Source organism: Serratia sp. root2 (genome assembly GCF_031931805.1).
In the GTDB taxonomy this organism is placed as follows: Bacteria; Pseudomonadota; Gammaproteobacteria; order Enterobacterales; family Enterobacteriaceae; genus Serratia; species Serratia inhibens.
The window spans coordinates 11,928-36,438 of the sequence record NZ_JAUJXB010000005.1 but is presented as its reverse complement, the minus strand read 5'-3'; the positions used below and the strand labels follow the sequence as shown (position 1 = coordinate 36,438).

Annotated in this window: 24 protein-coding genes; 1 reads left to right on the top strand and 23 read right to left on the bottom strand. The window is 53.9% G+C overall.

Features of this window, described 5'->3' with window-relative positions; translation table 11 throughout:
• The 22 genes from QZQ97_RS19635 to asnC form a co-directional block, all read right to left on the bottom strand.
• Positions 1 to 714: an amino acid ABC transporter permease gene (locus tag QZQ97_RS19635; RefSeq protein WP_311994816.1), complete on the bottom strand. Its 714-nt coding sequence runs from the start codon at positions 712 to 714 to the stop codon at positions 1 to 3.
• 79 nt (positions 715 to 793) lie between these two features.
• Complete coding sequence (locus QZQ97_RS19630; RefSeq protein WP_004950512.1) at positions 794 to 1,633, bottom strand: ABC transporter substrate-binding protein; 840 nt, start codon at positions 1,631 to 1,633, stop codon at positions 794 to 796.
• Between the two features lie 169 nt (positions 1,634 to 1,802).
• Entirely contained in the window at positions 1,803 to 2,537 is a 735-nt protein-coding gene (phoU, locus tag QZQ97_RS19625) for a phosphate signaling complex protein PhoU (RefSeq protein ID WP_006321786.1), read from the bottom strand.
• 14 nt (positions 2,538 to 2,551) lie between these two features.
• Positions 2,552 to 3,322 (bottom strand): phosphate ABC transporter ATP-binding protein PstB, encoded by a 771-nt coding sequence (gene pstB, locus QZQ97_RS19620; protein ID WP_369982368.1) that lies wholly within the window; start codon positions 3,320 to 3,322, stop codon positions 2,552 to 2,554.
• A 54-nt stretch (positions 3,323 to 3,376) separates the two neighbouring features.
• Complete coding sequence (pstA, locus tag QZQ97_RS19615; protein ID WP_311994815.1) at positions 3,377 to 4,267, bottom strand: phosphate ABC transporter permease PstA; 891 nt, start codon at positions 4,265 to 4,267, stop codon at positions 3,377 to 3,379.
• Between the two features lies 1 nt (position 4,268).
• Positions 4,269 to 5,225, bottom strand: a complete 957-nt coding sequence (pstC, locus tag QZQ97_RS19610) for a phosphate ABC transporter permease PstC (protein ID WP_004950505.1) — start codon at positions 5,223 to 5,225, stop codon at positions 4,269 to 4,271.
• An 89-nt stretch (positions 5,226 to 5,314) separates the two neighbouring features.
• On the bottom strand, positions 5,315 to 6,355 hold the full coding sequence (pstS, locus tag QZQ97_RS19605; protein WP_311994814.1) for a phosphate ABC transporter substrate-binding protein PstS: 1,041 nt from the start codon (positions 6,353 to 6,355) through the stop codon (positions 5,315 to 5,317).
• Between the two features lie 335 nt (positions 6,356 to 6,690).
• Positions 6,691 to 8,520, bottom strand: coding sequence for a glutamine--fructose-6-phosphate transaminase (isomerizing) (glmS, locus tag QZQ97_RS19600; RefSeq protein ID WP_311994813.1), 1,830 nt, complete (start codon positions 8,518 to 8,520; stop codon positions 6,691 to 6,693).
• A gap of 164 nt (positions 8,521 to 8,684) precedes the next feature.
• Positions 8,685 to 10,055: a bifunctional UDP-N-acetylglucosamine diphosphorylase/glucosamine-1-phosphate N-acetyltransferase GlmU gene (gene glmU / locus QZQ97_RS19595; protein ID WP_311994812.1), complete on the bottom strand. Its 1,371-nt coding sequence runs from the start codon at positions 10,053 to 10,055 to the stop codon at positions 8,685 to 8,687.
• 296 nt (positions 10,056 to 10,351) lie between these two features.
• A complete protein-coding gene (locus tag QZQ97_RS19590; RefSeq protein WP_004950490.1) occupies positions 10,352 to 10,771 on the bottom strand; it encodes a F0F1 ATP synthase subunit epsilon in 420 nt (139 codons plus the stop codon).
• 20 nt (positions 10,772 to 10,791) lie between these two features.
• The gene (atpD, locus tag QZQ97_RS19585; RefSeq protein ID WP_311994811.1) at positions 10,792 to 12,174 is read right to left on the bottom strand and encodes a F0F1 ATP synthase subunit beta; all 1,383 of its coding nucleotides are present in this window, start codon (positions 12,172 to 12,174) and stop codon (positions 10,792 to 10,794) included.
• Between the two features lie 32 nt (positions 12,175 to 12,206).
• Positions 12,207 to 13,070, bottom strand: a complete 864-nt coding sequence (gene atpG, locus QZQ97_RS19580; RefSeq protein ID WP_013815069.1) for a F0F1 ATP synthase subunit gamma — start codon at positions 13,068 to 13,070, stop codon at positions 12,207 to 12,209.
• A 59-nt stretch (positions 13,071 to 13,129) separates the two neighbouring features.
• On the bottom strand, positions 13,130 to 14,671 hold the full coding sequence (gene atpA, locus QZQ97_RS19575) for a F0F1 ATP synthase subunit alpha (protein ID WP_006321797.1): 1,542 nt from the start codon (positions 14,669 to 14,671) through the stop codon (positions 13,130 to 13,132).
• A gap of 12 nt (positions 14,672 to 14,683) precedes the next feature.
• Positions 14,684 to 15,217, bottom strand: coding sequence for a F0F1 ATP synthase subunit delta (gene atpH / locus QZQ97_RS19570; protein WP_004950480.1), 534 nt, complete (start codon positions 15,215 to 15,217; stop codon positions 14,684 to 14,686).
• A gap of 14 nt (positions 15,218 to 15,231) precedes the next feature.
• Positions 15,232 to 15,702, bottom strand: coding sequence for a F0F1 ATP synthase subunit B (gene atpF, locus QZQ97_RS19565; RefSeq protein ID WP_004950476.1), 471 nt, complete (start codon positions 15,700 to 15,702; stop codon positions 15,232 to 15,234).
• 55 nt (positions 15,703 to 15,757) lie between these two features.
• Complete coding sequence (atpE, locus tag QZQ97_RS19560) at positions 15,758 to 15,997, bottom strand: F0F1 ATP synthase subunit C (RefSeq protein WP_004093904.1); 240 nt, start codon at positions 15,995 to 15,997, stop codon at positions 15,758 to 15,760.
• 49 nt (positions 15,998 to 16,046) lie between these two features.
• Positions 16,047 to 16,823, bottom strand: coding sequence for a F0F1 ATP synthase subunit A (gene atpB, locus QZQ97_RS19555; RefSeq protein ID WP_119804752.1), 777 nt, complete (start codon positions 16,821 to 16,823; stop codon positions 16,047 to 16,049).
• A 21-nt stretch (positions 16,824 to 16,844) separates the two neighbouring features.
• Positions 16,845 to 17,228 carry a F0F1 ATP synthase subunit I gene (gene atpI, locus QZQ97_RS19550; RefSeq protein ID WP_311994810.1) on the bottom strand — a complete coding sequence of 128 codons (384 nt, stop codon included), beginning with the start codon at positions 17,226 to 17,228 and terminating at the stop codon, positions 16,845 to 16,847.
• 639 nt (positions 17,229 to 17,867) lie between these two features.
• The gene (gene rsmG, locus QZQ97_RS19545; protein ID WP_006321814.1) at positions 17,868 to 18,488 is read right to left on the bottom strand and encodes a 16S rRNA (guanine(527)-N(7))-methyltransferase RsmG; all 621 of its coding nucleotides are present in this window, start codon (positions 18,486 to 18,488) and stop codon (positions 17,868 to 17,870) included.
• A gap of 137 nt (positions 18,489 to 18,625) precedes the next feature.
• Positions 18,626 to 20,515 (bottom strand): tRNA uridine-5-carboxymethylaminomethyl(34) synthesis enzyme MnmG, encoded by a 1,890-nt coding sequence (mnmG, locus tag QZQ97_RS19540; protein ID WP_311994809.1) that lies wholly within the window; start codon positions 20,513 to 20,515, stop codon positions 18,626 to 18,628.
• A gap of 381 nt (positions 20,516 to 20,896) precedes the next feature.
• Positions 20,897 to 21,337 carry an FMN-binding protein MioC gene (gene mioC, locus QZQ97_RS19535; RefSeq protein WP_311994808.1) on the bottom strand — a complete coding sequence of 147 codons (441 nt, stop codon included), beginning with the start codon at positions 21,335 to 21,337 and terminating at the stop codon, positions 20,897 to 20,899.
• 96 nt (positions 21,338 to 21,433) lie between these two features.
• Positions 21,434 to 21,895, bottom strand: a complete 462-nt coding sequence (gene asnC, locus QZQ97_RS19530) for a transcriptional regulator AsnC (RefSeq protein WP_311994807.1) — start codon at positions 21,893 to 21,895, stop codon at positions 21,434 to 21,436.
• Between the two features lie 155 nt (positions 21,896 to 22,050).
• On the opposite strand from asnC, the gene asnA reads away from it, so the two are divergent.
• Positions 22,051 to 23,043 carry an aspartate--ammonia ligase gene (asnA, locus tag QZQ97_RS19525; RefSeq protein WP_311994806.1) on the top strand — a complete coding sequence of 331 codons (993 nt, stop codon included), beginning with the start codon at positions 22,051 to 22,053 and terminating at the stop codon, positions 23,041 to 23,043.
• 3 nt (positions 23,044 to 23,046) lie between these two features.
• Here asnA and viaA read toward each other — a convergent pair whose 3' ends face one another.
• Positions 23,047 to 24,510 carry an ATPase RavA stimulator ViaA gene (viaA, locus tag QZQ97_RS19520; protein WP_006321831.1) on the bottom strand — a complete coding sequence of 488 codons (1,464 nt, stop codon included), beginning with the start codon at positions 24,508 to 24,510 and terminating at the stop codon, positions 23,047 to 23,049.
• Position 24,511: the final 1 nt, after the last annotated feature.

Sequence of the window (24,511 nt, the reverse complement as noted above, 5' to 3'; positions counted from 1 at the left end):
TTAGTGCCCTCCCAGGGGTTTACGCTGCTGCCGCCACATACCCCAGCCTTCCAACAACGCAATGATGGCGATGTACAACACCGTCGCGACGCCGAACGCCTGGAAGGTGCGCAGCGTTTCGGTTTCCACCTGACGCGAAGCGTAAGACAGCTCGGCAACGCCGATCGCCATGGTCAGCGAAGAGTTTTTTATCACGTTCATGTATTGGCCCAGCAGCGGCGGAAAGGCAATTTTCAGCGCCTGCGGCAACACCACGTAGCGCATGGCCTGCCAACCGGTCAGCCCCAGCGCATTAGCGGCGTATTTTTGTCCACCGGCGACACCGCGAATACCGGAGCGGATCTCTTCGGCGATAAAGGCGGTGGAATACAGTGTCAGGCCGAAGAAGCCGGCGAGGAATTCGAACGACGGCCAGGCGATTGGCCCGATTTGATGCGAAGTGTTCAGCCATTGCATGGCGGCGGAAGGCAAGATCTGCCCAGCGGCAAAATACCAGAAGAACAGCTGTACCAGCAGCGGCGTATTGCGAAACAACGAACTGTAGCCCACCGCCAGCCAGCGCAGCGGACGTAGGCTACTGTCGCGCATCGCCGTCAATACCAAGCCCAACAGCGTGGCCGCCAGGCTCGCGCAAGCGGAAAGCCACAGCGTCAGCAGGAAGCCATCCCATAACCAGCCCAGATACTGAGGCGCCAGCAGCCAGTCCACATTCATGTTCAATCCTTGTTTTGCCAAATGCATCAGGGGCGCAGCAAGCTGCGCCCCTCCGTTCAGATCTCGGCACTTCAGATCGTCAGGCTTTTGGCTGTTGATCCAAAGGCGCGATCTTGAAGTCGCCGCGCGGCTGGGCGGTTTTGGTTTCCGGACCGAACCAGCGATCGTAGATCTTAACCGCTTCGCCGTCTTTTTCCAGCTTGATCAGCGTGTCGTTAATGCTGGCCGTCAGGCGATCTTCCCCTTTTGGAATACCGACGCCCTGGTACTCTTTGGTGATGCTGAACGGTGAGATCTCAAAATCGGCTTTCTGCGCCGCCGGCAGGTTGCCGAGCAGACCAACCAGCTTGGCGTCATCCTGAGTGATCGCCTGTACGTTACCGTTACGCAACGCCACAAAGGCCAGCGGAGTATCGTCGTAAGAGATCACTTTTGCGGTTGGGTAATGTTCACGCAGGGTGATTTCCTGCACCGTGCCTTTATCCGCACCGATGCGCAACTTTTTAATGTCTTCCGGCGTTTTCAGTACGCCTTTACGGGCGATAAATTTCTGGCCGGTGGCGAAATAAGGCACGCTGAAGTTCACTTCCTTGGCGCGCTCATCAGTAATGGTAAAGTTGGCGGCGATCAAATCGACCTTCTTGGATACCAGCAAAGGAATGCGGTTAGCCGGATTGGTGGCACGCAGCTCAACCTTCACCCCCAACGCCTTGCCGATCGCGTCTGCGACATCAACGTCATAGCCGACCAACTTTTTGCTTTGCGGATCGATATAGCCGAACGGCGGGTTACTGTCGAACACCGCGATACGCACTACGCCGGCTTTTTTGATGTCGTCGAGTTTGTCCGCATGTGCGGCGCCGGTGGCGAGGCTGGTCAGGCTGGCTAACAAAGTTAAGGCCAAAGCGCGATGTTTCATGAAAAGCTCCTAAGTGGGTGATGTCCTGCTGGCTGATAAGCTAGCAAGAGCCGCTTAGGTCAGGAAATAATATAAAAAGCTATATTTATAACCTTTTTATCTTTAAGGGTTTTAAATGGCATAAAGGCGCAGTTTTCTGCGCCTTCCGGGGAGTAACTTGCGGGGAAAATTACTCTTTTTTCTCTTCTTTGCCGTCGGAAGACAGCAGTTTTTCCAGCGCATCGCCGCCAATGTGGCGGAAATCCTGACCTTTCACGAAGTAGAAAATAAATTCGCAGATGTTCTGGCATCGGTCACCGATACGCTCGATCGAACGGGCGCAGAACAGCGCCGTCAGCACGCTTGGAATCGTACGGGTATCTTCCATCATGTACGTCATCAACTGACGGACAATGCCCTCATACTCCTGATCGACCTTCTTGTCTTCGCGGTATATCCGGATAGCTTCATCCAGATCCATGCGCGCAAAAGCGTCCAGCACGTCATGCAGCATCTGCACGGTATGGCGGCCAAGCGACTCCAGGCTGACCAGCAACGGCTGATGCTGGTGCGAAAATTTCTCGAGCGCGGTACGACAAATTTTATCCGCCACGTCGCCGATACGCTCCAGCTCGGAGATGGTCTTGATGATCGCCATCACCAGGCGCAGGTCGCTGGCGGTCGGCTGACGCTTGGCGATGATGCGCACGCAGGCTTCGTCGATCGCCACTTCCATCATATTGACCTTGGCGTCACCTTCAATAACGCGTTTGGCCAATTCGCCGTCCTGATTATGCATCGCGGTTATGGCGTCGGTCAGTTGCTGTTCCACCAGCCCGCCCATGGTCAACACCTGGGTACGGATGTGCTCAAGTTCTGCGTTGAACTGGCCGGAAATGTGTTTATTTAAATTCAGGTTGTCCATTTGGGTTCCCGTAATCAACCGTAGCGGCCGGTGATGTAGTCTTCGGTCTGTTTTTTCTGTGGCGCAGTGAACAGGTTATCAGTATCACTGAACTCGATCAGTTCGCCCAGATACATAAATGCCGTGGAGTCAGAGCAACGCGCGGCCTGCTGCATGTTGTGGGTCACAATCACCACGGTGTAGTCAGACTTCAGTTCGCTGATCAGCTCTTCTATTTTGCCGGTGGAGATGGGATCCAGCGCCGAGCAAGGTTCATCCAGCAATAAGACGTCCGGGCGGATGGCAATGCCGCGAGCGATGCACAGGCGCTGTTGCTGGCCGCCGGACAGGCTGTAACCGCTCTGGTGCAGCTTGTCCTTGGTCTCGTTCCACAACGCCGCTTTGGTCAACGCCCACTGTACGCGCTCATCCATGTCCGCACGCGACAGCTTTTCGAACAGGCGCACGCCGAAGGCGATATTGTCGTAAATCGACATCGGGAACGGCGTCGGTTTCTGGAACACCATGCCGACTTTGGCGCGCAGCAGGGCGATATCCGAGTTGTCGGTCAGAATGTTCTGCCCATCCAGCAGGATGCCGCCTTCAGCACGCTGCTCGGGGTACAGCTGGTACATCTTGTTGAAAGTACGCAGCAGAGTGGATTTGCCGCAGCCGGACGGGCCGATAAACGCGGTGACCTTGTTCTTGGCAATGTCCAGCGTGATGTTTTTCAGCGCATGGAATTTGCCATAGTAGAAGTTCAGATCGCGTACCTGAATTTTGCTGCTGGAAGCGTCAGTAACCATACTCATCAAGACTTCTCTCTTTTCATCAGCGCCGCCACGGCAGCGCTCAAAATTTTATGAATGCTTCTGCTTGGCGAAAACCACACGCGCCAGGATATTCAGTAACAGTACACACAGGGTAATCAACAGCACCCCGGCCCAGGCCAACTGTTGCCATTCGGCGAACGGGCTCATGGCGAATTTGAAAATGGTGACCGGCAGGTTGGCGATCGGCTGCATCAGGTCGGTGCTCCAGAACTGATTCGACAACGACGTAAACAGCAGTGGTGCGGTTTCCCCGGCGATACGTGCAATGGCCAGCAACACGCCGGTGATAATGCCGGAGACCGAGGCTTTCAGCGTAATGGCAGAAATCATGCGCCATTTCGGCGTACCCAGCGCGTAAGCCGCCTCACGCAGCGTATCCGGCACCAGCTTCAACATGTTCTCGGTGGTACGGATTACGATCGGCACCTGCAGCAGCGCCAGCGCGATGATCCCGGCCCAGCCGGAGAAGTGCTCCATTTTCGCCACCACAATGGTGTAGACGAACAGGCCCACGACTATCGATGGGGCCGACAGCAGAATATCGTTAATAAAGCGGATGACTTCCGCCAACCAGGATTTACGGCCGTATTCCGCCAGGTAAATGCCGGCCATGATGCCCAGCGGCGTACCGAATACCGTGGCCCACAGGATCAACAAGCCGCTACCGGCGATGGCGTTGGCCAAACCGCCGCCTGCGGTATTCGGCGGTGGCGTCATTTCGGTGAACAGCGCCAACGACATGCCATCGATGCCTTTGGTCACGGTTGAGAACAGGATCCACACCAGCCAGAACAGGCCGAATACCATGGTCGCCATCGACAGGAACAGCGCCAGTCGGTTTTTCTGGCGGCGCCAGGCCTGCATTTTGCGGCGGCTTTCCAACAGCGCCAGGTCGTTTTGCATTTCCATAGTCGCCACGTTAGCGCCCCTCTTTCTTGGCCAGACGCATGATCATCAACTTCGACAGCGCCAGGACGATAAAGGTGATAACAAACAGAATCAGGCCCAGCTCCATCAGCGCGGCGGTATGCACGCCCGATTCCGCTTCGGCGAATTCGTTGGCCAGCGCGGAGGTAATGCTGTTACCCGGCATATACAGTGAAGCACTGTCGAGCTGGTAGGTGTTACCGATGATGAAGGTCACCGCCATGGTTTCCCCCAGCGCGCGGCCCAATCCCAGCATTACGCCGCCAATCACACCATTTTTGGTAAACGGCAGCACGATACGCCACATCACCTCCCAGGTGGTGCAACCGATGCCGTAGGCCGACTCTTTCATCATCACCGGGGTTTGTTCGAACACGTCGCGCATTACCGCAGCGATGTAAGGAATAATCATAATCGCCAGGATCACCCCGGCAGCCAGAATACCGATACCGAACGCCGGGCCAGAGAACAGCTCACCGACAATCGGAATACCGGACAGCACGTCACCGACCGGGGTCTGGAAATATTCGGCAAACAGCGGGGCAAACACGAACAGGCCCCACATGCCGTAAACGATACTCGGGATTGCCGCCAGCAGCTCAATAGCGATGCCCAGTGGGCGTCTCAGCCAGTTTGGCGCCAACTCGGTCAGGAACAGCGCGATACCGAAACTTACGGGTACGGCAATAATCAGGGCAATCAACGACGTGACGACGGTACCGTAAATCGGAACCAGCGCACCGAACTGCTCGGCAGGCGCATCCCATTCTTTGGTCCACAAGAAGGCGAAGCCGAATTTCTGCATGCTCGGCCAGGAGGCGAAAATCAGCGAAACAATAATGCCGCCCAGCAACAATAGGGTAATCAGCGCCGCCAGTTTGACCAGCGCGCTGAAGATGACATCACCATTTTTACTCGGTGCTTTAATGGTCGGCTTATACTCAGCCATAGATTACTCTCTGTTTTAACCCTGGCGAGCTCAATGGGTGAGCCCTGCAAAATAGGCTGGAGCGCGGTGAACCCGCGCCCCTGCGTTCTTTAGTACAGTGCTTTACCGGAACTGTCTTTTACGTTGGTTTTCCATGCTGCACGCACCTGCTCAACCACTTCGTCAGGCAAAGAGGCGTAATCCAGATCGTTGGCCTGCTTGGCGCCGGTTTTGTACGCCCAGTCAAAGAACTTCAGCACTTCTGCACCCTGAGCCGGGTTTTTCTGCTCTTTGTGCACCAGGATGAAAGTGGTGGAGGTGATTGGCCACGCATCATCGCCTTTCTGGTTAGTCAGGTCCTGAGCGAAAGTTTTGCTCCAGTCCACGCCTTTAGCGGCGGCGCTGAAGCTCTCTTCGGTTGGGCTGACCGGCTTGCCGTCGGCAGAAATCAGCTTGGTGTAAGCCAGGTTGTTTTGCTTGGCGTAAGCGTATTCAACGTAGCCGATAGAGCCAGGCAGACGCTGTACGAACGCGGCGATGCCGTCGTTGCCTTTGCCGCCCAGACCGGTTGGCCAGTTAACGGTAGAGCCTGCACCGATTTTCTCTTTCCACTGCGCGTTGGCTTTAGCCAGGTAGCTGGTGAACACGAAAGAGGTGCCTGAACCGTCAGCGCGGCGTACCACGGCGATATTCTGATCCGGCAGCTTGACGCCCGGGTTCAGCTTGGTGATTGCCGGGTCATTCCATTTCTTCACGTTGCCCAGATAGATATCACCCAGCGTTTTACCGTCCAGGGTCAATTCGCCGGATTTGATGCCCGGGATGTTAACGGCCAGCACTACGCCACCGATCACGGTAGGGAACTGGAACAGACCGTCAGCCGCCAGTTTGTCGTCAGACAACGGGGCATCAGAGGCACCAAAGTCAACGGTGTTGGCGATGATTTGCTTCACGCCGCCAGAGGAACCGATCCCCTGATAGTTAACTTTGTTGCCGGTTTCTTTCTGATAAGAATCTGCCCACTTGGCATACACCGGAGCGGGGAATGTCGCACCTGCACCGGTCAGGCTGGCAGCAGCGAACGCGGACACGGCGGTCAGGGAGAAAGTCGCTGCCACAATACTGGCGACGGTGGTACGCATCAGTTTCATAATCCCTCCTAATGGGATATTCAAAAATCGACTTCAAGTCGTTTTCATCAGAGTAAGTATTGCTGCAGGAGGGAAAATAGGACAGTTTGGTGACAGTAAAATGTACGAAATATGACAGTTATATTACAGCGCAAAGCACGCAGTTAATACAGTATAAAAATCATAATGTTACATACGAAAACACACAATAATTAATCAATAAAAAACCGTTGTCGACGCAGCTATCCACTTGAAAACGACAACTTTTATCCTCTGTGTCACAGTATTGTCATCGTAGATTTGGTTATGAAAAAAGCCGGCGCTCAGGCCGGCTTTTCAAACATAACAGCAGTTGATTACTCTACTGTGACGGACTTCGCCAGGTTACGCGGCTGGTCAACGTCTGTGCCTTTGATCAGCGCTACATGATAGGACAGCAGCTGCAACGGTACGGTGTAGAAGATTGGCGCCACGATTTCTTCCACGTGCGGCAATGGAATGATGGTCATCCCTTCGCTGCTGACGAAGCCGGCATCCTGATCGGCGAACACGTACAGCTGGCCGCCGCGCGCGCGCACTTCTTCGATGTTGGACTTCAGTTTTTCCAGCAGTTCATTGTTTGGCGCCACCACGATGACCGGCATATCGGCATCGATCAACGCCAGTGGGCCATGTTTCAGCTCACCCGCCGCATAGGCTTCCGCATGAATGTAAGAGATCTCTTTCAGCTTCAGTGCGCCTTCCATGGCGATCGGGTACTGATCGCCACGGCCAAGGAACAGCGCGTGATGCTTGTCGGAGAAACCTTCCGCCAGCGCTTCAATGTTTTTGTCCAGCGACAGCATCTGTTCGATACGCGCCGGCAACGCCTGCAGAGCATGCACGATTTCATGCTCAACGCTTTCCGCCATGCCTTTCAGACGCCCCAAACGCGCCACCAGCATCAGCAATACCGCAAGCTGGGTGGTGAAGGCTTTGGTAGAAGCTACGCCGATTTCAGTGCCGGCTTTGGTCATCAGCGCCAAATCGGACTCACGCACCAGCGAAGAACCGGCCACGTTACACACCGCCAGGGAACCGAGGTACCCCAACTCTTTCGACAGGCGCAACGCCGCCAGTGTATCGGCGGTTTCACCGGACTGCGACAGCGTGATGATCAGGCTGCCCGGGCGCACGGCAGATTTGCGGTAGCGGAATTCCGAGGCGATTTCGACGTCGCACGGCACGCCGGCCAACGCTTCGAACCAATAACGCGCCACCATACCGGAGTGGTAGGAGGTGCCGCAGGCGATGATTTGCACGTGCTGCACTTTCGCCAGCAATTCATCGGCGCGCGGACCCAGTTCGCTCAGGTTGATTTTACCCTGGCTGAAACGCCCTTCCAGGGTGTTTTTCAGCGCCAGCGGCTGTTCGTAGATCTCTTTTTGCATGTAGTGACGGTAAGCGCCTTTATCACCGGCGTCGTACTGCACCTTGGATTCGATCTCAGGACGCTCGATGGCGTTCCCCTGCTTGTCGAAAATGCTGACGGTGCGGCGGGTCACTTCCACCACGTCGCCTTCTTCCAGGAAGATAAAGCGACGAGTTACCGGCAGCAGAGCCAGCTGATCGGAAGCGATAAAGTTTTCACCCACGCCACGGCCGATAACCAACGGGCTGCCGGAGCGCGCAGCCACCAGCACGCTAGGATCGCGGCTGTCCATGACCACGGTGCCGTAGGCGCCGCGCAGCTGTGGGATCACGCGCTGAACCACTTCCAGCAGCGTTCCGCCCTGGCGCTGTTCCCAATGCACCAGGTGTGCAATCACCTCGGTGTCGGTTTCAGAGCTGAAGTGATAACCGCGCTCGATCAGCAATTCACGCAGCGGTTCGTGGTTTTCGATGATGCCGTTATGCACCACGGTGATGTAATCAGAAACATGCGGGTGCGCATTCGCTTCGGTAGGTTCACCGTGCGTTGCCCAGCGAGTGTGAGCAATACCGGTGCCACCGTGCAGTTCGTGTTGTTCTGCGGCTTCGGTCAGTTTATGGACTTTGCCTACGCGGCGTAAACGGCTTACGTTGCCTTCGGCATCAACCACCGCCAGACCGGCCGAGTCGTAACCGCGGTACTCAAGACGGCGTAACCCTTCCAACAGAATTTCTGCAATATCACGTTGCGCTACTGCGCCTACAATTCCACACATCAGTTGTATTCCTAATTAAACGCCTTTCGGGGCGCTTTCGATGTCTTGACCTGATTTTGCCGGTTTTTACCGTGCGCCCCCGAGCCTGTAGAGAATGGGGATTATTATGTTTTGTATTGGGCTCATTGTCCGAGCCCAACGCAAAACACACTATTTACTTACACTTATTTCTTTTTAACCGGACGCTGCCAACCCTGGATATGCACCTGCTTCACCCGGCTCAGCACCAGTTCATTTTCAGCGATATCACGGGTGACCGTGGTGCCCGCAGCAATGGTGGAGCCTTTGCCAACGGAAACCGGTGCCACCAACTGGGTATCGGAACCGACAAACACGCCGTCGCCAATAATGGTTTTATGCTTATTGGCACCATCATAGTTACAGGTAATGGTACCGGCGCCGATATTCACATCATCGCCAATTTCGGCATCGCCCAGGTAGCTCAAATGGCCCGCTTTGGAACCTTTGCCCAGACGCGCTTTTTTTATCTCGACGAAATTGCCGACGTGAGCGCCTTCCGCCAACTCAGCGCCCGGGCGTAAACGGGCAAAAGGCCCCACCGTACAGGCCGCTTCCAGTACCGCGTCTTCCAGCACGCTGTACGGGCTAATTTCGCAGTCATCGCCAATTACGCAGTTTTTCAGCACGCAGCCGGCACCGATCTTCACCCGGTCTCCCAGTTTTACCGACCCTTCGATAATGACATTAGCATCAATAGAGATATCGCGGCCGTGCACAAGTTCCCCACGCAGGTCAAAACGCGCCGGATCCAGCAGCATTACGCCGGCCAGCAGTAATTTTTCAGATTGTTCTGCCTGATAGATACGCTCAAGCCGTGACAACTGCAGGCGGTTATTCACGCCTTCCACTTCGCTCAGGCGTGACGGATGCACCGCTTCAATTTTCTTACCGTCGGCATGGGCCAGCGCAATGATATCTGTGATGTAGAATTCACCCTGCGCATTGTCGTTGTTCAGCATCCCCAGCCAGCGCTTCAGATCGCGACCATTAGCGACCAAAATGCCGGTATTGATTTCAGTAATCTGGCGCTGGGTTTCGCTGGCATCCTTGTGCTCAACGATACCCACCACATCGTCGTTCTCACGTACGATGCGGCCATAACCGCTTGGGTCAGCCAGCTTCACCGTCAGCAGGCCAATGCCACCCTGCGGCTTCGCCGCCAGCAAGCGCGTGAGCGTATCGACGGAGATCAACGGCACGTCGCCGTATAGCATCAGGACATCTTCATCATCGGAAAAGTGCGGCGCGGCCTGCTGCATGGCATGGCCGGTACCCAGTTGCTCGGCCTGCAACACCCAGTTCAAGGCATCGTCGGTCAGGGTGCTTTTCAGCAGGTCACCGCCGTGGCCGTACACCAGATGGACGTTTTTCGCGCCCAGTTTCATCGCGGCATCAATGACGTGCTGCACCATCGGTTTACCGGCCAACGGATGTAACACTTTGGGAAGATCGGAATACATGCGTGTTCCCTTGCCCGCGGCGAGGATCACCACACTCATTGCGCTGTTCGACATAAGCAACCTGATAACTCCATTTTGATAGACGAAAGTAAAACCCTTTAGTGACGATATTACTACATATTTCTCTGCACGAACCCGGCGCAAGCCATGTGGCACTAGGCGTGCCGCAGTTCAGACTGACACCCTGCAATCCTGGGTATAACTGTCGGCAATCGGAGACATTTTTAGCCTGTGCCAAGAGTTATACATCACAATGCTCACCTGGCTGAAACGCTTATTTTAAAGCAAAAAAAAAGCGACCCTATAGGCCGCTTTCTTAATTTTAGCTGCGTTATGCACGCGCCAAAATATTACATCGATCTTCTGGTAAGCTCGATAACGCGCAGTTTCGCGATCGCTTTCGCCAGTTCTGCAGATGCCTGAGCATAGTCGACATCGCCATGAGAGCTGCTGATATGCTCTTCAGCTTTACGCTTAGCTTCCAGCGCTCTCGCTTCGTCGAGGTCCGTTCCACGGATAGCAGTGTCAGCCAGTACGGTTACCACGCTCGGTTGTACCTCGAGGATACCACCGGACAGGTAGATGAATTCTTCTTCACCGTGCTGTTTAACAATACGCACCATGCCAGGCTTGATGGCAGTCAGCAGCGGCGCATGGCCAGGGAAAATCCCCAGTTCGCCTTCGCTACCTGTCACCTGGATCTTTTGCACCAGGCCGGAAAACATATGTTTTTCCGCGCTGACTACATCCAGATGGTAAGTCATAGCCATATCACCCTCCTCTCAAGACGTTACAGTTTCTTGGCTTTTTCCACTGCTTCTTCAATGGTGCCAACCATGTAGAACGCTTGTTCAGGCAGGTGGTCATAGTCGCCGTCCATAATGCCTTTGAAACCACGAATGGTGTCTTTCAGCGATACGAACTTGCCCGGAGAACCGGTAAAGACTTCTGCCACGAAGAACGGCTGAGACAGGAAGCGTTGGATTTTACGCGCACGGGATACGACCAGTTTGTCCTCTTCTGACAACTCGTCCATACCCAGAATTGCGATGATATCTTTCAGTTCCTGGTAACGTTGCAGAATGGACTGCACGCCACGCGCTACATCGTAGTGCTCCTGGCCAACTACCAGCGGATCCAACTGACGGCTGGTGGAATCCAGCGGATCAACGGCCGGGTAGATACCCAGAGAAGCGATATTACGGCTCAGTACCACGGTTGCGTCCAAGTGGGCAAAGGTGGTGGCTGGTGACGGGTCAGTCAAGTCATCCGCAGGAACGTAAACGGCCTGTACGGAAGTGATAGAACCGGTCTTGGTAGAGGTGATACGTTCTTGCAGAACGCCCATCTCTTCCGCCAGCGTTGGCTGATAACCTACCGCAGATGGCATACGGCCCAGAAGTGCGGACACTTCGGTACCGGCCAGGGTATAACGGTAGATGTTATCAACGAACAGCAGAACGTCACGGCCTTCGTCACGGAATTTCTCTGCCATGGTCAGACCGGTCAGAGCAACGCGCAGACGGTTACCCGGCGGCTCGTTCATCTGGCCGTAAACCAGGGATACTTTGTCCAGTACGTTGGAGTCGTTCATTTCGTGGTAGAAGTCGTTACCCTCACGAGTACGCTCACCCACGCCTGCAAACACGGAATAACCGGAGTGTTCGATCGCGATGTTACGGATCAGCTCCATCATGTTTACAGTTTTACCCACGCCCGCACCGCCGAACAGACCGACTTTACCGCCCTTAGCGAACGGACAGATCAGGTCCATAACCTTGATACCGGTTTCCAGCAGATCCTGGGAATTGGCCAAATCTTCGTAGCTTGGCGCCGGACGGTGAATTGCCCAACGTTCTTCTTCGCCGATCTCGCCTTTCATGTCGATTGGTTCACCCAATACGTTCATGATACGGCCCAGAGTAGCTTTACCTACCGGTACTTCAATCGGGTGATCCAGGTCGATCACTTTCAAGCCACGACGCAGACCATCAGAGGTCCCCATCGCGATACAGCGAACCACGCCACCGCCCAGCTGTTGCTGAACTTCCAGCACCAACTTATCGGTACCGTTTTCTACCTCAAGAGCGTTGTACACTTTCGGTACGGCATCCTGAGGGAACTCGACGTCCACTACGGCGCCGATTACCTGGATAATCTTTCCAGTAGCCATCTTGAATCCTCTACGTAATTCGTAAACCTAGCTTAAACCGCGGAGGCTCCCGAAACGATCTCGGTGAGTTCCTGAGTGATGCTGGCCTGACGAGCCTTGTTGTATACCAACTGCAGCTCTTTGATCAGGCTACCGCCGTTATCGGTTGCGGCTTTCATCGCTACCATTCGTGCGGCCTGCTCGCTGGCCAGGTTTTCCACGACGCCCTGATAAACTTGCGATTCCACATAGCGGCGCAGCAAGGTATCAAGCAGCACTTTTGGATCGGGTTCATACAGGTAATCCCAGGATGTTTTCTTCAGCTCACCGTCATCGGAAGGCGGTAACGGCAGCAGTTGAACGATCTGTGGTTCCTGGGACATCGTATTGACAAATTTGTTGCTGACAATGTACAGCTTGTCCAAACGACCTTCGTCGTAGGCTTGCAGCATCACTTTCACCGGCCCGATCAGATCCGACAGGGAAGGTTTATCCCCCATGCCGGTCACCTGGGCAACCACGTTGCCGCCCACGGAACCAAAGAAAGAAGCCGCTTTAGAGCCAATCAGCGCCAAATCAACTTCGACGCCTTTTTCGGACCAGCCTTTCATCTCTGACAACAGCCGCTTGAACAGGTTGATGTTCAAACCGCCACAGAGACCACGGTCAGTAGACACCACCAGATACCCGACGCGCTTAACGTCACGCTCATCCAGGTACGGGTGCTTATATTCCAGATTACCCAACGCAAGGTGACCAATCACTTTGCGCATGGTCTCTGCATAAGGACGGCTGGCCGCCATGCGTTCCTGCGATTTACGCATTTTGGAGGCGGCGACCATTTCCATCGCTTTAGTGATCTTTTGCGTGTTTTGCACGCTCGCGATCTTACTACGTATCTCTTTTGCGCCGGCCATCTCTGCTTCTCCTCATTACCAGACGGCCTGCTGTCTTTCAACAGCAGGACCGTTAGGCGTTACCAGGACTGGGTTTTCTTGAAGGTCTCGAGGATAGCTTTCAGCTTGCCCTCGATCTCGTCATTGAAATTGCCAGTTTGGTTGATGTGGTTCAGCAACTCGGCATGCTCGCGGTCTGCGTAAGCAACCAGCGCGGCTTCGAAGCTCACGACTTTCGCGACTTCAACGTCGTTCAGGTAGCCACGTTCAGCGGCAAACAGCACCAGAGACTGTTGTGCGACGGACATCGGCGCATACTGTTTCTGTTTCAGCAGCTCGGTCACTTTCTGACCGTGGCTCAGCTGTTTACGGGTCGCATCATCCAGATCGGAAGCGAACTGAGAGAACGCAGCCAGTTCACGGTACTGTGCCAGCGCGGTACGAATACCACCGGACAGTTTTTTCATGATCTTGGTTTGCGCTGCACCGCCCACACGGGATACAGAGATACCCGGGTTAACTGCCGGACGAATACCGGAGTTAAACAGGTTGGATTCCAGGAAGATCTGACCGTCGGTAATCGAGATTACGTTGGTCGGAACGAACGCGGAAACGTCACCCGCCTGGGTTTCAATGATCGGCAGAGCGGTCAGTGAACCGGTTTGACCTTTGACTTCACCTTTGGTGAAGGCTTCAACGTAGTCGGCGTTTACACGCGCAGCACGCTCCAGCAAACGGGAGTGGAGGTAGAATACGTCGCCTGGGTAAGCTTCACGACCTGGTGGACGACGAAGCAGCAGGGAAATCTGACGATAAGCAACGGCCTGTTTGGACAGGTCATCGTAAACAATCAGTGCATCTTCGCCGCGGTCACGGAAGTATTCACCCATTGCGCAACCGGCATATGGCGCCAGATATTGCAGTGCAGCGGACTCAGACGCGGTAGCAACCACAACGATGGTGTTTGCCAATGCGCCGTGCTCTTCCAGTTTGCGAACCACGTTAGCGATGGTGGACGCTTTCTGGCCGATAGCCACGTAAACACATTTGATACCGGAGTCGCGTTGGTTGATGATCGCATCGATGGCCAGCGCGGTTTTACCGGTCTGACGGTCACCGATCACCAGCTCACGCTGGCCACGGCCGATTGGAATCATCGCATCAACAGATTTGTAGCCAGTCTGAACCGGCTGATCAACGGATTGACGCTCGATAACACCAGGGGCGATAGCTTCAACCGGGGAGAAACCGTCGTTATCAACCGGGCCTTTACCGTCGATAGGTGCGCCCAGGGTGTTAACTACACGGCCCAGCAGGCCACGGCCAACCGGAACTTCCAGAATACGGCCGGTACATTTTACCTTCATGCCTTCGGCCAGATCCGCGTACGGACCCATAACCACGGCACCTACGGAGTCGCGCTCCAGGTTCAATGCGATTGCGTAACGGTTGCCTGGCAGCGCGATCATTTCGCCCTGCATAACTTCGGCCAGACCGTGTACGCGGATGATCCCGTCACTGACGGAAACAATAGTACCTTCATTGTGAGCTTCGCTCACCACATTGAACTGAGCAATGCGCTGCTTGATCAGTTCGCTGATTTCGGTGGAATTCAGTTGCATGCTCCAGTCCCCTTAAGACTGCAAGACGTCTGTCAGGCGTTCAAGACGACCGCGAACGCTGCCATCAATCACCATATCGCCAGCGCGGATAATCACGCCAGCCAGAACAGACTTGTCAATTTTGCAATTCAGCTTAACTTTGCGTGACAGACGTTTTTCCATCGCAGCGGCAATTTTAGCCTGCTGTTCGTCGTTAAGTACGCTCGCAGAGAGCACTTCGACTTCGACGGTGGATTCCAGCAAAGCGCGCAGTTCGATGAACTGCTGCAGCACCGCAGGAAGAACCAGTAAACGTCCATTTTCGGCCATTACACGGATAAAGTTCTGGCCATGTTCGTCGAGCTGCTCGCCACAAACAGCGATGAACGTTTTGGACAGCGTCTCCGGCGCGACAGCACCAGACAGCAGTTCAGAAATTTGTTCATTGCGAGTGGCAACAGCCGCAAACGCCAGCATATCCTGCCAGCGCTCTACGCTTTGGTGCTCAACGGCAAAGTCAAAAGCTGCTTTGGCGTAGGGGCGAGCTACAGTTACAAATTCAGACATCAGCCCCTCCCTCCTTACAGTTCAGCGACCAGTTTATCAACGATGTCGCTGTTAGCAGCTTCATCCACGGAACGTTCGATGATCTTCTCGGCGCCGGCAATTGCCAGCATCGCGACTTGCTTACGCAACTCTTCACGAGCGCGCTTACGTTCGGCTTCGATCTCAGCCTGAGCCTGCGCCACGATTTTGTTACGTTCCTGCTCGGCTTCGGCTTTCGCTTCATCCATGATCTGAGCTTTGCGTTTGTTTGCTTGCTCGATGATCACCTGAGCTTCTGCTTTAGCAGTTTTCAGCTGGTCGGTCGCATTGGCTTGCGCTAAGTCCAAATCTTTTTTGGCACGCTCTGCAGAAGCGAGACCGTCAGCAATTTCTCCCTGACGCTTCTCGATGGCAGCCATAATCGGCGGCCATACATACTTCATGCAGAACCAGACAAACAGAACGAACGCGATGGCCTGGCCGAGGATTGTTGCGTTAAGATTCACAGCACAATGCCTCTTTAAAAGTTAATAGTGGTTTCAGTGTAGAGAAATTCTCTACTTACGCGACAGCAAACATCACGTACAGACCCAGACCAACAGCGATCATCGGGATGGCGTCAACCAGACCCATAACGATAAAGAACTGTGTACGCAGCAGAGGAATCAGGTCAGGCTGACGTGCAGCGCCTTCCAAGAATTTACCACCCAGGATGCCGATACCGATCGCAGCACCGATTGCCGCTAAACCCATCATCACAGCGGCAGCCATGTACAGCAGATCCATACTCAGGTTTTCCATGACAGTCTCCAGTTTGTTTCAGTTTAAAAGTGCAAGTGTTTTAAGAAAATCAGTGCTCTTCAGATGCCATCGACAGATAGACAATCGTCAGAACCATGAAAATAAAGGCTTGAAGCGTAATGATCAGGATGTGGAAAATAGCCCAAGGCAAGCTCAGGACCCACTGTGACCACCACGGCAACAGGCCGGCAATCAGGATGAAGATCAACTCACCCGCATACATGTTGCCGAACAGTCGCAGGCCCAGTGAAACAGGCTTGGACAGCAGGCTGACACCTTCAAGAATCAGGTTGATAGGAATGAATACAGGGTGGTTGAACGGCTGCATGGTTAACTCTTTAACGAACCCACCAACGCCTTTCATTTTGATGCTGTAGAACAGAATCAGGATAAATACGCCCAACGCCATCGACAAGGTCACGTTCACGTCCGCAGTCGGTACTACGCGCAGCGCAGGCAGACCAAGATGAGCCCCGATGAACGGCAGGAAGTCTACCGGAATCAGGTCCATCATGTTCATCAGGAATACCCAGACGAATACGGTCAACGCCAGTGGAGCAATTACCTTGCTCTTGCCGTGGTACATATCGCGCACGCTGCTGTCGACAAACCCGACGACCAGTTCCACTGCGGTTTGCAGTTTGCCCGGCACGCCGCTGGTGGCGTTTTTGGCAACCCTGCGGAAAACCACCAGGAACAGAACCCCGAGGACAACGGAGAAAAACATCGAGTCGAGGTTAATCGACCAAAAACCAGTCCCGACCTGAAGCTGCGTCAGGTGGTGACCGATATACTCCTGTGGACTGTTGTATCCCTCTGCAGACATGATGCCTCTACCCTTATTTAGTTAATTTCGGTAACTGTTAATCACGGCGGGTGCCAAAATTTGCACCACTAACACCGCTAAATAGGTCAGGCCAAGCGGTATAAATTCCGCCTTGAACACCCCAAGCGCCACGATCAGCAAAACGATGGTGATCACGACCTTTAGCCCCTCGCCTATGGCGAACGACCAGGCAACCCGACCGGGCGCCGGCGTCTGCGCCTGATGGCGCAAGGCAAACAGCATAAACATTGCACTCGGCAACCAGGCGGCGAGACCACCAGCCAATGCCGAAGCGCTCCATTCCAGGCTTTTCAGCAAGAAAACAGCGCTGATCAGAACAAAAGTCATTAACTGCAGGAACAGCAGTTTGCGTGCTACTTTTCCGCTGTAAAAGGACACAGACATGACGTTTGTTCTCTCCGTACCCCAGAGGGGGTATGCTGAGTGACGTATAAAACTGTCTTTGCTGTCCTGAGTCAAGCAGCAAAAAACGAGCAAATTATACGGGGCATACCAACGAATTCAATCGATAAGTAGCGAAAAGGTGAACAATTATTTAAATTCCCCTATTTGGGGCCATTTTCACAAGAAAACGGTCGGAATAATAGGGCTAATTTAATTGTCTGATTATTCCAGCATTGCACCAAGAAACGCGAAGCCGCTCACAATAATGCCTCTTCCTGATTTATAGCTCATCGTAGCGCAAACTGTCTTTAGCTAATTGAGTGATCAAAAGACATTATAAATCAAAACATTACAAGTTAACTGTTCAAAAACAATCCATACACCCGAGAAAAACCTTTTATTGACAGCTTCCGGGCTAATATTACAACAGCCAATTAACATTAGCAGCAAAGCAGAAGCGTTCGCTTATCGTTGCTAACGTGACTATTTCAAACTGCAATTACCTTATTGTCGCTAATTAACGGCGCTTTTTGTGTTAATAAAAAGTAAATTAACTAAAAAAACCGCCATTTGATTAGTCTGCTTACTTTTACTTTAGGCACTATCTTTTAATTCACGCTTATTTGATCGAAAGCAAACTCAGTTTGCCTTAAGTACCACCAAATGGCGTTCACCTTCGAGTTCCGGCACCTGCAGACGCACCACCGACTCCAGCACTATGCCTTCAGGCAGTTGTGCCAGCTCTTCATCCGGGCGTACCCCTTTCAGCGCGTAGAACCTGCCCTGCCCTTTTGCCGGCAGATGGTGGCACCAGGACAGCATATCCTGCAGAGAAGCGAAAGCGCGGCTGATGACGCCGTCAAACGGCGGTTCGGCCGGGAACGCCTCAACACGGCTCTGCACCGGCTCGATATTGGTCAATCCCAGTTCATGCTGTACCTGACGCAGGAAGCGCACTCGCTTGCCCAGGCTGTCCAGCAGGGTGAAATGTGAATCTGGGCGGACGATGGCCAACGGGATGCCGGGCAGGCCGGGCCCTGTGCCTACGTCGATGAAACGCGAGCCTTGCAGATGCGGATTCACCACGATGCTGTCGAGAATATGGCGCACCAGCATTTGCTGCGGATCGCGCACGGAGGTGAGGTTATAAGCCTTGTTCCACTTATCCAGCATGCCGACATAACCCAGCAGCTGCTGTTTTTGCTGATCGGGAAGCGCAATACCTGCCGCCGAGAGCAGCGAATCTAATTTTTTCTGCACAACGTGTCCTCTGACAGGCGCGGAACGGCAAGCCAAATCAGGGCTGGCCAATGAGGCGGCCATGATAATTCAGGCCTGAGATGATGTCAGCGGCCATTTGCTCACTGAGTAAACAAACGGCCGCCCAAAAACAGGATTTATGCGCTGCGGCGCAGCAGTCCCTGCTTTTTCAGCCAAATCAGCAGGATCGAGATCGCCGCCGGAGTGATGCCGGAGATACGTGAAGCCTGGCCGATAGAGTTCGGTTTATGATCGTTCAGTTTGGCGATAACTTCATTCGACAAACCGGAAACCTGCCGGTAATCAAGATCCAGTGGCAGCACGGTATTCTCGTTGCGCTGTTGTTTTTCGATCTCTTCCTGCTGACGGGCGATATAACCTTCGTATTTTACCTGGATCTCAACCTGTTCGGCGGCCTGGGTATCCGCCAGCGGTGGTGCGAAAGCGGCAACGGTGGTCAGCTGCGCGTAATCCATTTCAGGACGGCGCAGCAGTTCCTCGCCGTTAGCCTCGCGTGATAGCGGTGCTTTCAGCAACGCGTTAACCTGCTCGACGTTTTCGGCGTGAGGATGCATCCAAATGTCACGCAAGCGCTGACGCTCTTGTTCGATGTGTTCCAGCTTCTCGCTAAAGCGCGCCCAGCGTGCATCGTCAACCAGGCCCAGCTCGCGGCCTTTTTCTGTCAGGCGCAGGTCGGCATTGTCTTCGCGCAGCATCAGGCGGTATTCGGCGCGTGAAGTGAACATGCGGTACGGTTCTTTAGTCCCTAGAGTACTGAGATCGTCCACCAGCACACCCAGATAAGCTTGATCGCGGCGTGGCGACCAGCCTTCGTCTTCATTGGCGTAACGCCCGGCGTTCAGACCGGCCAGCAGACCCTGGGCCGCGGCTTCTTCATAGCCGGTGGTACCGTTGATCTGGCCGGCGAAGAACAGGCCCTGGATGAATTTGCTTTCCAGCGTGGGTTTCAGATCGCGGGGATCGAAGAAATCATATTCGATGGCGTAACCCGGGCGAACGATACGGGCATTCTGCATCCCTTCCATCGAACGAACGATCTGCATCTGTACGTCAAACGGCAAGCTGGTAGAAATGCCGTTTGGATAAATTTCATTGCTGGTCAGTCCTTCCGGTTCGAGGAAGATCTGATGCGCGTTACGATCGGCAAAGCGCATCACCTTGTCTTCGATCGACGGGCAATAGCGTGGACCGATCCCTTCGATGATCCCGGCATACATCGGGCTACGATCGAGGTTATTACGGATCACGTCATGGGTTTTTTCGTTGGTATGAGTGATGTAGCACGCCATTTGTTCCGGATGCTGATCGGCATTTCCCATGAACGAGAAAACCGGAATCGGTGTATCGCCATGCTGCGGAGCCAGTACGCTGAAATCGATGGTACGTGCGTCAATGCGCGGCGGCGTGCCGGTTTTTAAACGGTTTACGCGCAGTGGCAACTCACGCAGACGCTGTGATAGCGAGATCGATGGAGGATCCCCGGCGCGGCCACCGCTGTAATTTTCCAGACCAATGTGGATCTTGCCATCCAGGAAGGTGCCTACGGTCAGTACCACCGCTTTGGCGCGGAATTTAAGGCCCATCTGGGTAACGGCGCCGACGACACGATCGTTTTCCACGATGAGATCTTCAACGGGTTGTTGGAAGATCATTAGATTAGGCTGGTTCTCCAGCGCAGTGCGCACCGCTTGCCGATATAGCACGCGGTCTGCCTGAGCTCGGGTAGCCCGTACCGCAGGGCCTTTACTCGCGTTTAGTATCCTAAACTGGATGCCGGCATGGTCGATCGCCGTTGCCATCAGGCCGCCAAGTGCATCAATTTCCTTAACCAGATGCCCTTTACCAATACCGCCAATCGCCGGGTTACAAGACATCTGCCCCAGCGTATCGATATTGTGTGTCAATAATAAAGTCTGACGCCCCATGCGTGCCGCAGCCATAGCGGCTTCGGTACCGGCATGGCCACCACCGATGATGATGACGTCAAATTGCTCTGGATAAAACATGGAACTGCACCTCGCCGTATTGCGAACGATCGTTGTTTGCCCTGGGGTGGGGGATTCTACTCAAGTTTAGTCGATCGACCAAGTGGTCAGGATCTTAGGTAATTAAAAGAAGATCTTTTTTATTTAAAGATCTCTTTATTAGATCTCTTATTAGGATCGCGATCCTCTGTGGATAAGTGATTATTCGCGATTGAGATCAGCGGATTAAGGAGGATCGTTAGCTGTGAATGATCGGTGATCCTGTTGCTTATAAGCTGGGATCTAAATGGCATGTTATGCACAGGACAAAAAGCGACCTACGGTTGTTATTGGGATAACTACTGCTTTTACCCTGCTTTTAAGCATAGTTATCCACAATCGTTCGCGTGATCTTTGTGCAAATTAGAGTAAATTAACCCAGTTTTTTACCCATTCCTCTGCCGGATCCTCAGGAATTTCGTGTTTAGTCACGTCGATCTCCAGCCGATCGCCGATCCTTTTCGCTCCGCAGGCGATCAAAAGATCGTTGATCCGTTGGATCGCGCCACAGAAGGTATCGTATTCAGAGCTGCCTAAACCGACGGCACCGAACTCTACCTGCGATAAGTCAGGCCGCTGTTCTTCTATTTGTTCCAGAAGCGGCTGCAGATTATCCGGCAAGTCGCCGGCGCCGTGGGTTGAAGACACCACCAGCCAGCGTCCGGAGAGGGTCAGTTCATCCAATTCAGGGCCGTGCAGCATCTCGGTAGTGAAACCCGCTTCTTCCAGTTTTTCAGCCAAATGTTCGGCTACATACTCGGCGCTGCCAAGCGTACTGCCACTGATCAGAGTTATGTCTGCCATGAATGCATGATCCCAGCCTTCTTAAAGTCGCAGCATTGTACGCTGTGAATCGGCTGGGATCTACCTGTGGATAATATGGGTATACTAATTAACTGACTAAGGCGTGATGGTACGCATGATGGGGTTCTGCAGCGAGATCAGGGTTTCGGTGGACTGGATCTCGTCAATCGTCTGGATCTTGTTGATAAGTACCTGTTGCAACGCATCTATGGAGCGGCACATCACTTTGATAAATACGCTGTAGTGGCCAGTGGTGTAGTAGGCCTCGACCACTTCCTCCAGGCTTTCGAGTTTTTTTAGCGCGGAAGGATAGTCTTTGGCACTCTTTAATATAATGCCGATAAAACAGCAGACGTCGTAACCCAGCCGTTTGGGGTTTACGTCTACCCGCGCGCCGGTAATGATCCCGGCCTGCTTCATTTTCTCCACCCTCACATGAATGGTACCGGGACTGACGGCAAAGTTCTTCGCCAGTTCGGCATAGGGCGTGCGTGCGTTCTCCATAAGGACGTTGAGAATGCCGCGATCGAGATTATCGATCTGGTAATTTTCCGCCATTTAAACCCCCATTAATTGCTGATTGTTGATTTATCACCCCCTAAAAATGAACGATTAAAAGTGAAAAGGCAATATTGATTGACGTATATTGAATTTCATTGCCGTTATGTTGCTTAATCGATGGCAACAGAGACAGATTTATAAGAGAAACGGCAATGAAAAAACAGTTTATCCAAAAACAACAACAAATCAGCCTGGTCAAATCCTTCTTCTCTCGCCAACTGGAACAGCAACTTGGTCTGATCGAAGTGCAAGCGCCTATCCTCAGCCGCCTGGGCGACGGAACTCAGGACAACCTGTCCGGCAGCGAGAAAGCGGTGCAGGTGAAGGTGAAAACCTTACCGGATGCCACCTTCGAAGTGGTGCACTCACTGGCCAAGTGGAAACGCAAAACGTTGGGCAGCCATGATTTCGGCGCAGGTGAAGGCCTGTATACCCATATGAAAGCGCTGCGCCCGGATGAAGATCGCCTTAGCGCGATCCACTCGGTTTACGTTGATCAATGGGATTGGGAACGGGTGATGGGCGATGGCGAACGTAGCCTGGATTACTTGCAAAGCACCGTGCGCAGCATTTATGCGGCTATTAAGGCTACGGAAGCCGAAGTGAGCCGCGAATACGGCTTAACCCCGTTCCTGCCGGATCAAATCCATTTTGTTCACAGCGAAACCCTGTTGCAACGTTACCCTGAGCTGGATGCCAAAGGTCGTGAGCGGGCTATTGCCAAAGAATTGGGTGCGGTATTCCTGATCGGTATCGGCGGTAAACTGTCGCATGGCAAATCTCATGATGTGCGTGCGCCGGATTATGATGACTGGACTACGCCGGCAGCAGAAGGGCTGGCTGGCCTGAATGGCGATATTGTGGTGTGGAACCCGGTCTTGCAGGATGCCTTTGAACTCTCTTCTATGGGGATCCGCGTTGACGCCGACGCGCTGAAACGTCAATTGTCGCTGACTGGCGATGAAGATCGCCTCAAGCTGGAGTGGCATCAGTCGCTGCTGCGCGGCGATATGCCGCAGACCATCGGGGGTGGCATCGGACAGTCGCGTCTGGTGATGCTGTTACTGCAACTGTCGCATATCGGGCAGGTGCAATGCGGCGTGTGGTCGCCGCAAGTGCGTGAAGCGGTCGAAGGGCTGTTGTAATCTTCAGCGCCGCCAGCGGCGCATTAAACGGCTTTTTAACCCGGTGTCAAAGCGCCAGATATGATCGAAGATGCGCATGATGCCGGGTTTGCCATAGGCGGACATCGCCACGGCATGGAAGCGCTGCTGGTGGCTTTGTTGCTGCTGTTTCACCTTCTTTATGACCTCCTCCGGCAATCGCTGGGCAATAAAGTCAGAAATGATCACCGCGTCGGCGTCAAACCAGCCGCTGTCTGCCATTTTGGTGACAGTGGCGTTCAGGCAAGCGGCCAGATCGGTGCCGCCGCGAAAATGCTGGCCGAGAAAACGCACCGCCTGCTCGATGCCGCTGGCGGCGGTAAGCTCGTAATGCACGATTTGGTTGGCGAACAGCATGATGTAACAACGGCGGTTATCCGCCAACGCTATGCGCAGCAGCGCCAGGCAAAAAGCCTTGGCGCACTGCTCATTGAAACCGCCCATCGAGCCTGACGTATCCACGCAGACGATAAACGGCCCTCGCGGTTGCTGATCTTGCTGCTGGTGGGTGACCTGTCGGATCAAGATTTGCTCCTGCCAGACGTCGCCCTGCAGGCGATACGTCAACAGCCGCTTTTCCAGCAGGCGACGGTAAAATTCAAACTCCAGTTCTTCGATGCCCAGCGTAGCCAGTTCCGGCGGCAGCAGGCGCAGAATATCGTCGCTTTGGTGAATACCGCTGACCTCTTCCGGCAGCGTGGCCGGCACCTGGACCATTACGCGGAACGGTTCCGGCAGCGCGTCTTGTTGTTGCACCGCCTTGGCTTGATAACTGCGACCCAATTGCTGCGCCAGTTTTTTCAGCTCCGGTTGCTGTTGCAGGAAATTGCCGTATTCCACCAGCCGCTGGTAGTCGCCGCGCTGCAGATGGCCTTTGCTCATATCCCACAACCGCCCGGCGGCGGTGTCATTTTCCGATAACAGCGGCTCCAGCGCGCCGCTCAGCGCCAGACGTTCCTGCAGCTCCGCCATCAGTTGCTCCCGCTCCTGTTCCAGTAGCTGGTGGTGCAGCATGGTGGCCTGCAGCGTCAGGCTGATGCGCCAGCGCTGCAAAAACAGGGTCTGGAAGCTGTCGTCCAGCGGATGATTGGGCAGATCGGCGGCATCCACCAGCGAACGGGCCTGCTCATAAAACGGGGAAACCAACTGACGCAGCAGATCGAGGGTATCGTTCAGGTGGTGATAGAACTGGGTATTGTTCTCCAACTGACACTGTTGATAGCGATAAAACTCCTGCGCCAGTGCCGGGGGAACCATGGCTTCATGGATACGCTCTTTCAGTTGCAGTTTCCAGCGCGGCAGGTCGCGATCCAGCGCCCGGCGGATGGCTGGAAACTTCTTGAAAAAAACCGTCAATTGCGGTGCTGCCAACATGCCGACGATCATCTCCTCGATCAGCTCACCTTCGGTGATCGCCAGCAGCAGATCGAGCGTTTCCAGGCTGAGCATA

Coding starts and splice junctions, on each gene's coding strand:
- atpB (WP_119804752.1), bottom strand. CDS start 16,823: ATGTCTGCAGAGGGATACAACAGTCCACAGGAGTATATCGGTCACCAC.
- atpE (WP_004093904.1), bottom strand. CDS start 15,997: ATGGAAAACCTGAGTATGGATCTGCTGTACATGGCTGCCGCTGTGATG.
- mnmG (WP_311994809.1), bottom strand. CDS start 20,515: ATGTTTTATCCAGAGCAATTTGACGTCATCATCATCGGTGGTGGCCAT.
- mioC (WP_311994808.1), bottom strand. CDS start 21,337: ATGGCAGACATAACTCTGATCAGTGGCAGTACGCTTGGCAGCGCCGAG.
- QZQ97_RS19590 (WP_004950490.1), bottom strand. CDS start 10,771: ATGGCTATGACTTACCATCTGGATGTAGTCAGCGCGGAAAAACATATG.
- phoU (WP_006321786.1), bottom strand. CDS start 2,537: ATGGACAACCTGAATTTAAATAAACACATTTCCGGCCAGTTCAACGCA.
- pstS (WP_311994814.1), bottom strand. CDS start 6,355: ATGAAACTGATGCGTACCACCGTCGCCAGTATTGTGGCAGCGACTTTC.
- asnA (WP_311994806.1), top strand. CDS start 22,051: ATGAAAAAACAGTTTATCCAAAAACAACAACAAATCAGCCTGGTCAAA.
- atpH (WP_004950480.1), bottom strand. CDS start 15,217: ATGTCTGAATTTGTAACTGTAGCTCGCCCCTACGCCAAAGCAGCTTTT.
- QZQ97_RS19630 (WP_004950512.1), bottom strand. CDS start 1,633: ATGAAACATCGCGCTTTGGCCTTAACTTTGTTAGCCAGCCTGACCAGC.
- viaA (WP_006321831.1), bottom strand. CDS start 24,510: ATGCTCAGCCTGGAAACGCTCGATCTGCTGCTGGCGATCACCGAAGGT.
- asnC (WP_311994807.1), bottom strand. CDS start 21,895: ATGGCGGAAAATTACCAGATCGATAATCTCGATCGCGGCATTCTCAAC.
- glmS (WP_311994813.1), bottom strand. CDS start 8,520: ATGTGTGGAATTGTAGGCGCAGTAGCGCAACGTGATATTGCAGAAATT.
- atpI (WP_311994810.1), bottom strand. CDS start 17,228: ATGTCTGTGTCCTTTTACAGCGGAAAAGTAGCACGCAAACTGCTGTTC.
- atpG (WP_013815069.1), bottom strand. CDS start 13,070: ATGGCCGGCGCAAAAGAGATACGTAGTAAGATCGCGAGCGTGCAAAAC.
- QZQ97_RS19635 (WP_311994816.1), bottom strand. CDS start 714: ATGAATGTGGACTGGCTGCTGGCGCCTCAGTATCTGGGCTGGTTATGG.
- pstC (WP_004950505.1), bottom strand. CDS start 5,225: ATGGCTGAGTATAAGCCGACCATTAAAGCACCGAGTAAAAATGGTGAT.
- pstB (WP_369982368.1), bottom strand. CDS start 3,322: ATGGTTACTGACGCTTCCAGCAGCAAAATTCAGGTACGCGATCTGAAC.
- glmU (WP_311994812.1), bottom strand. CDS start 10,055: ATGTCGAACAGCGCAATGAGTGTGGTGATCCTCGCCGCGGGCAAGGGA.
- atpD (WP_311994811.1), bottom strand. CDS start 12,174: ATGGCTACTGGAAAGATTATCCAGGTAATCGGCGCCGTAGTGGACGTC.
- atpA (WP_006321797.1), bottom strand. CDS start 14,671: ATGCAACTGAATTCCACCGAAATCAGCGAACTGATCAAGCAGCGCATT.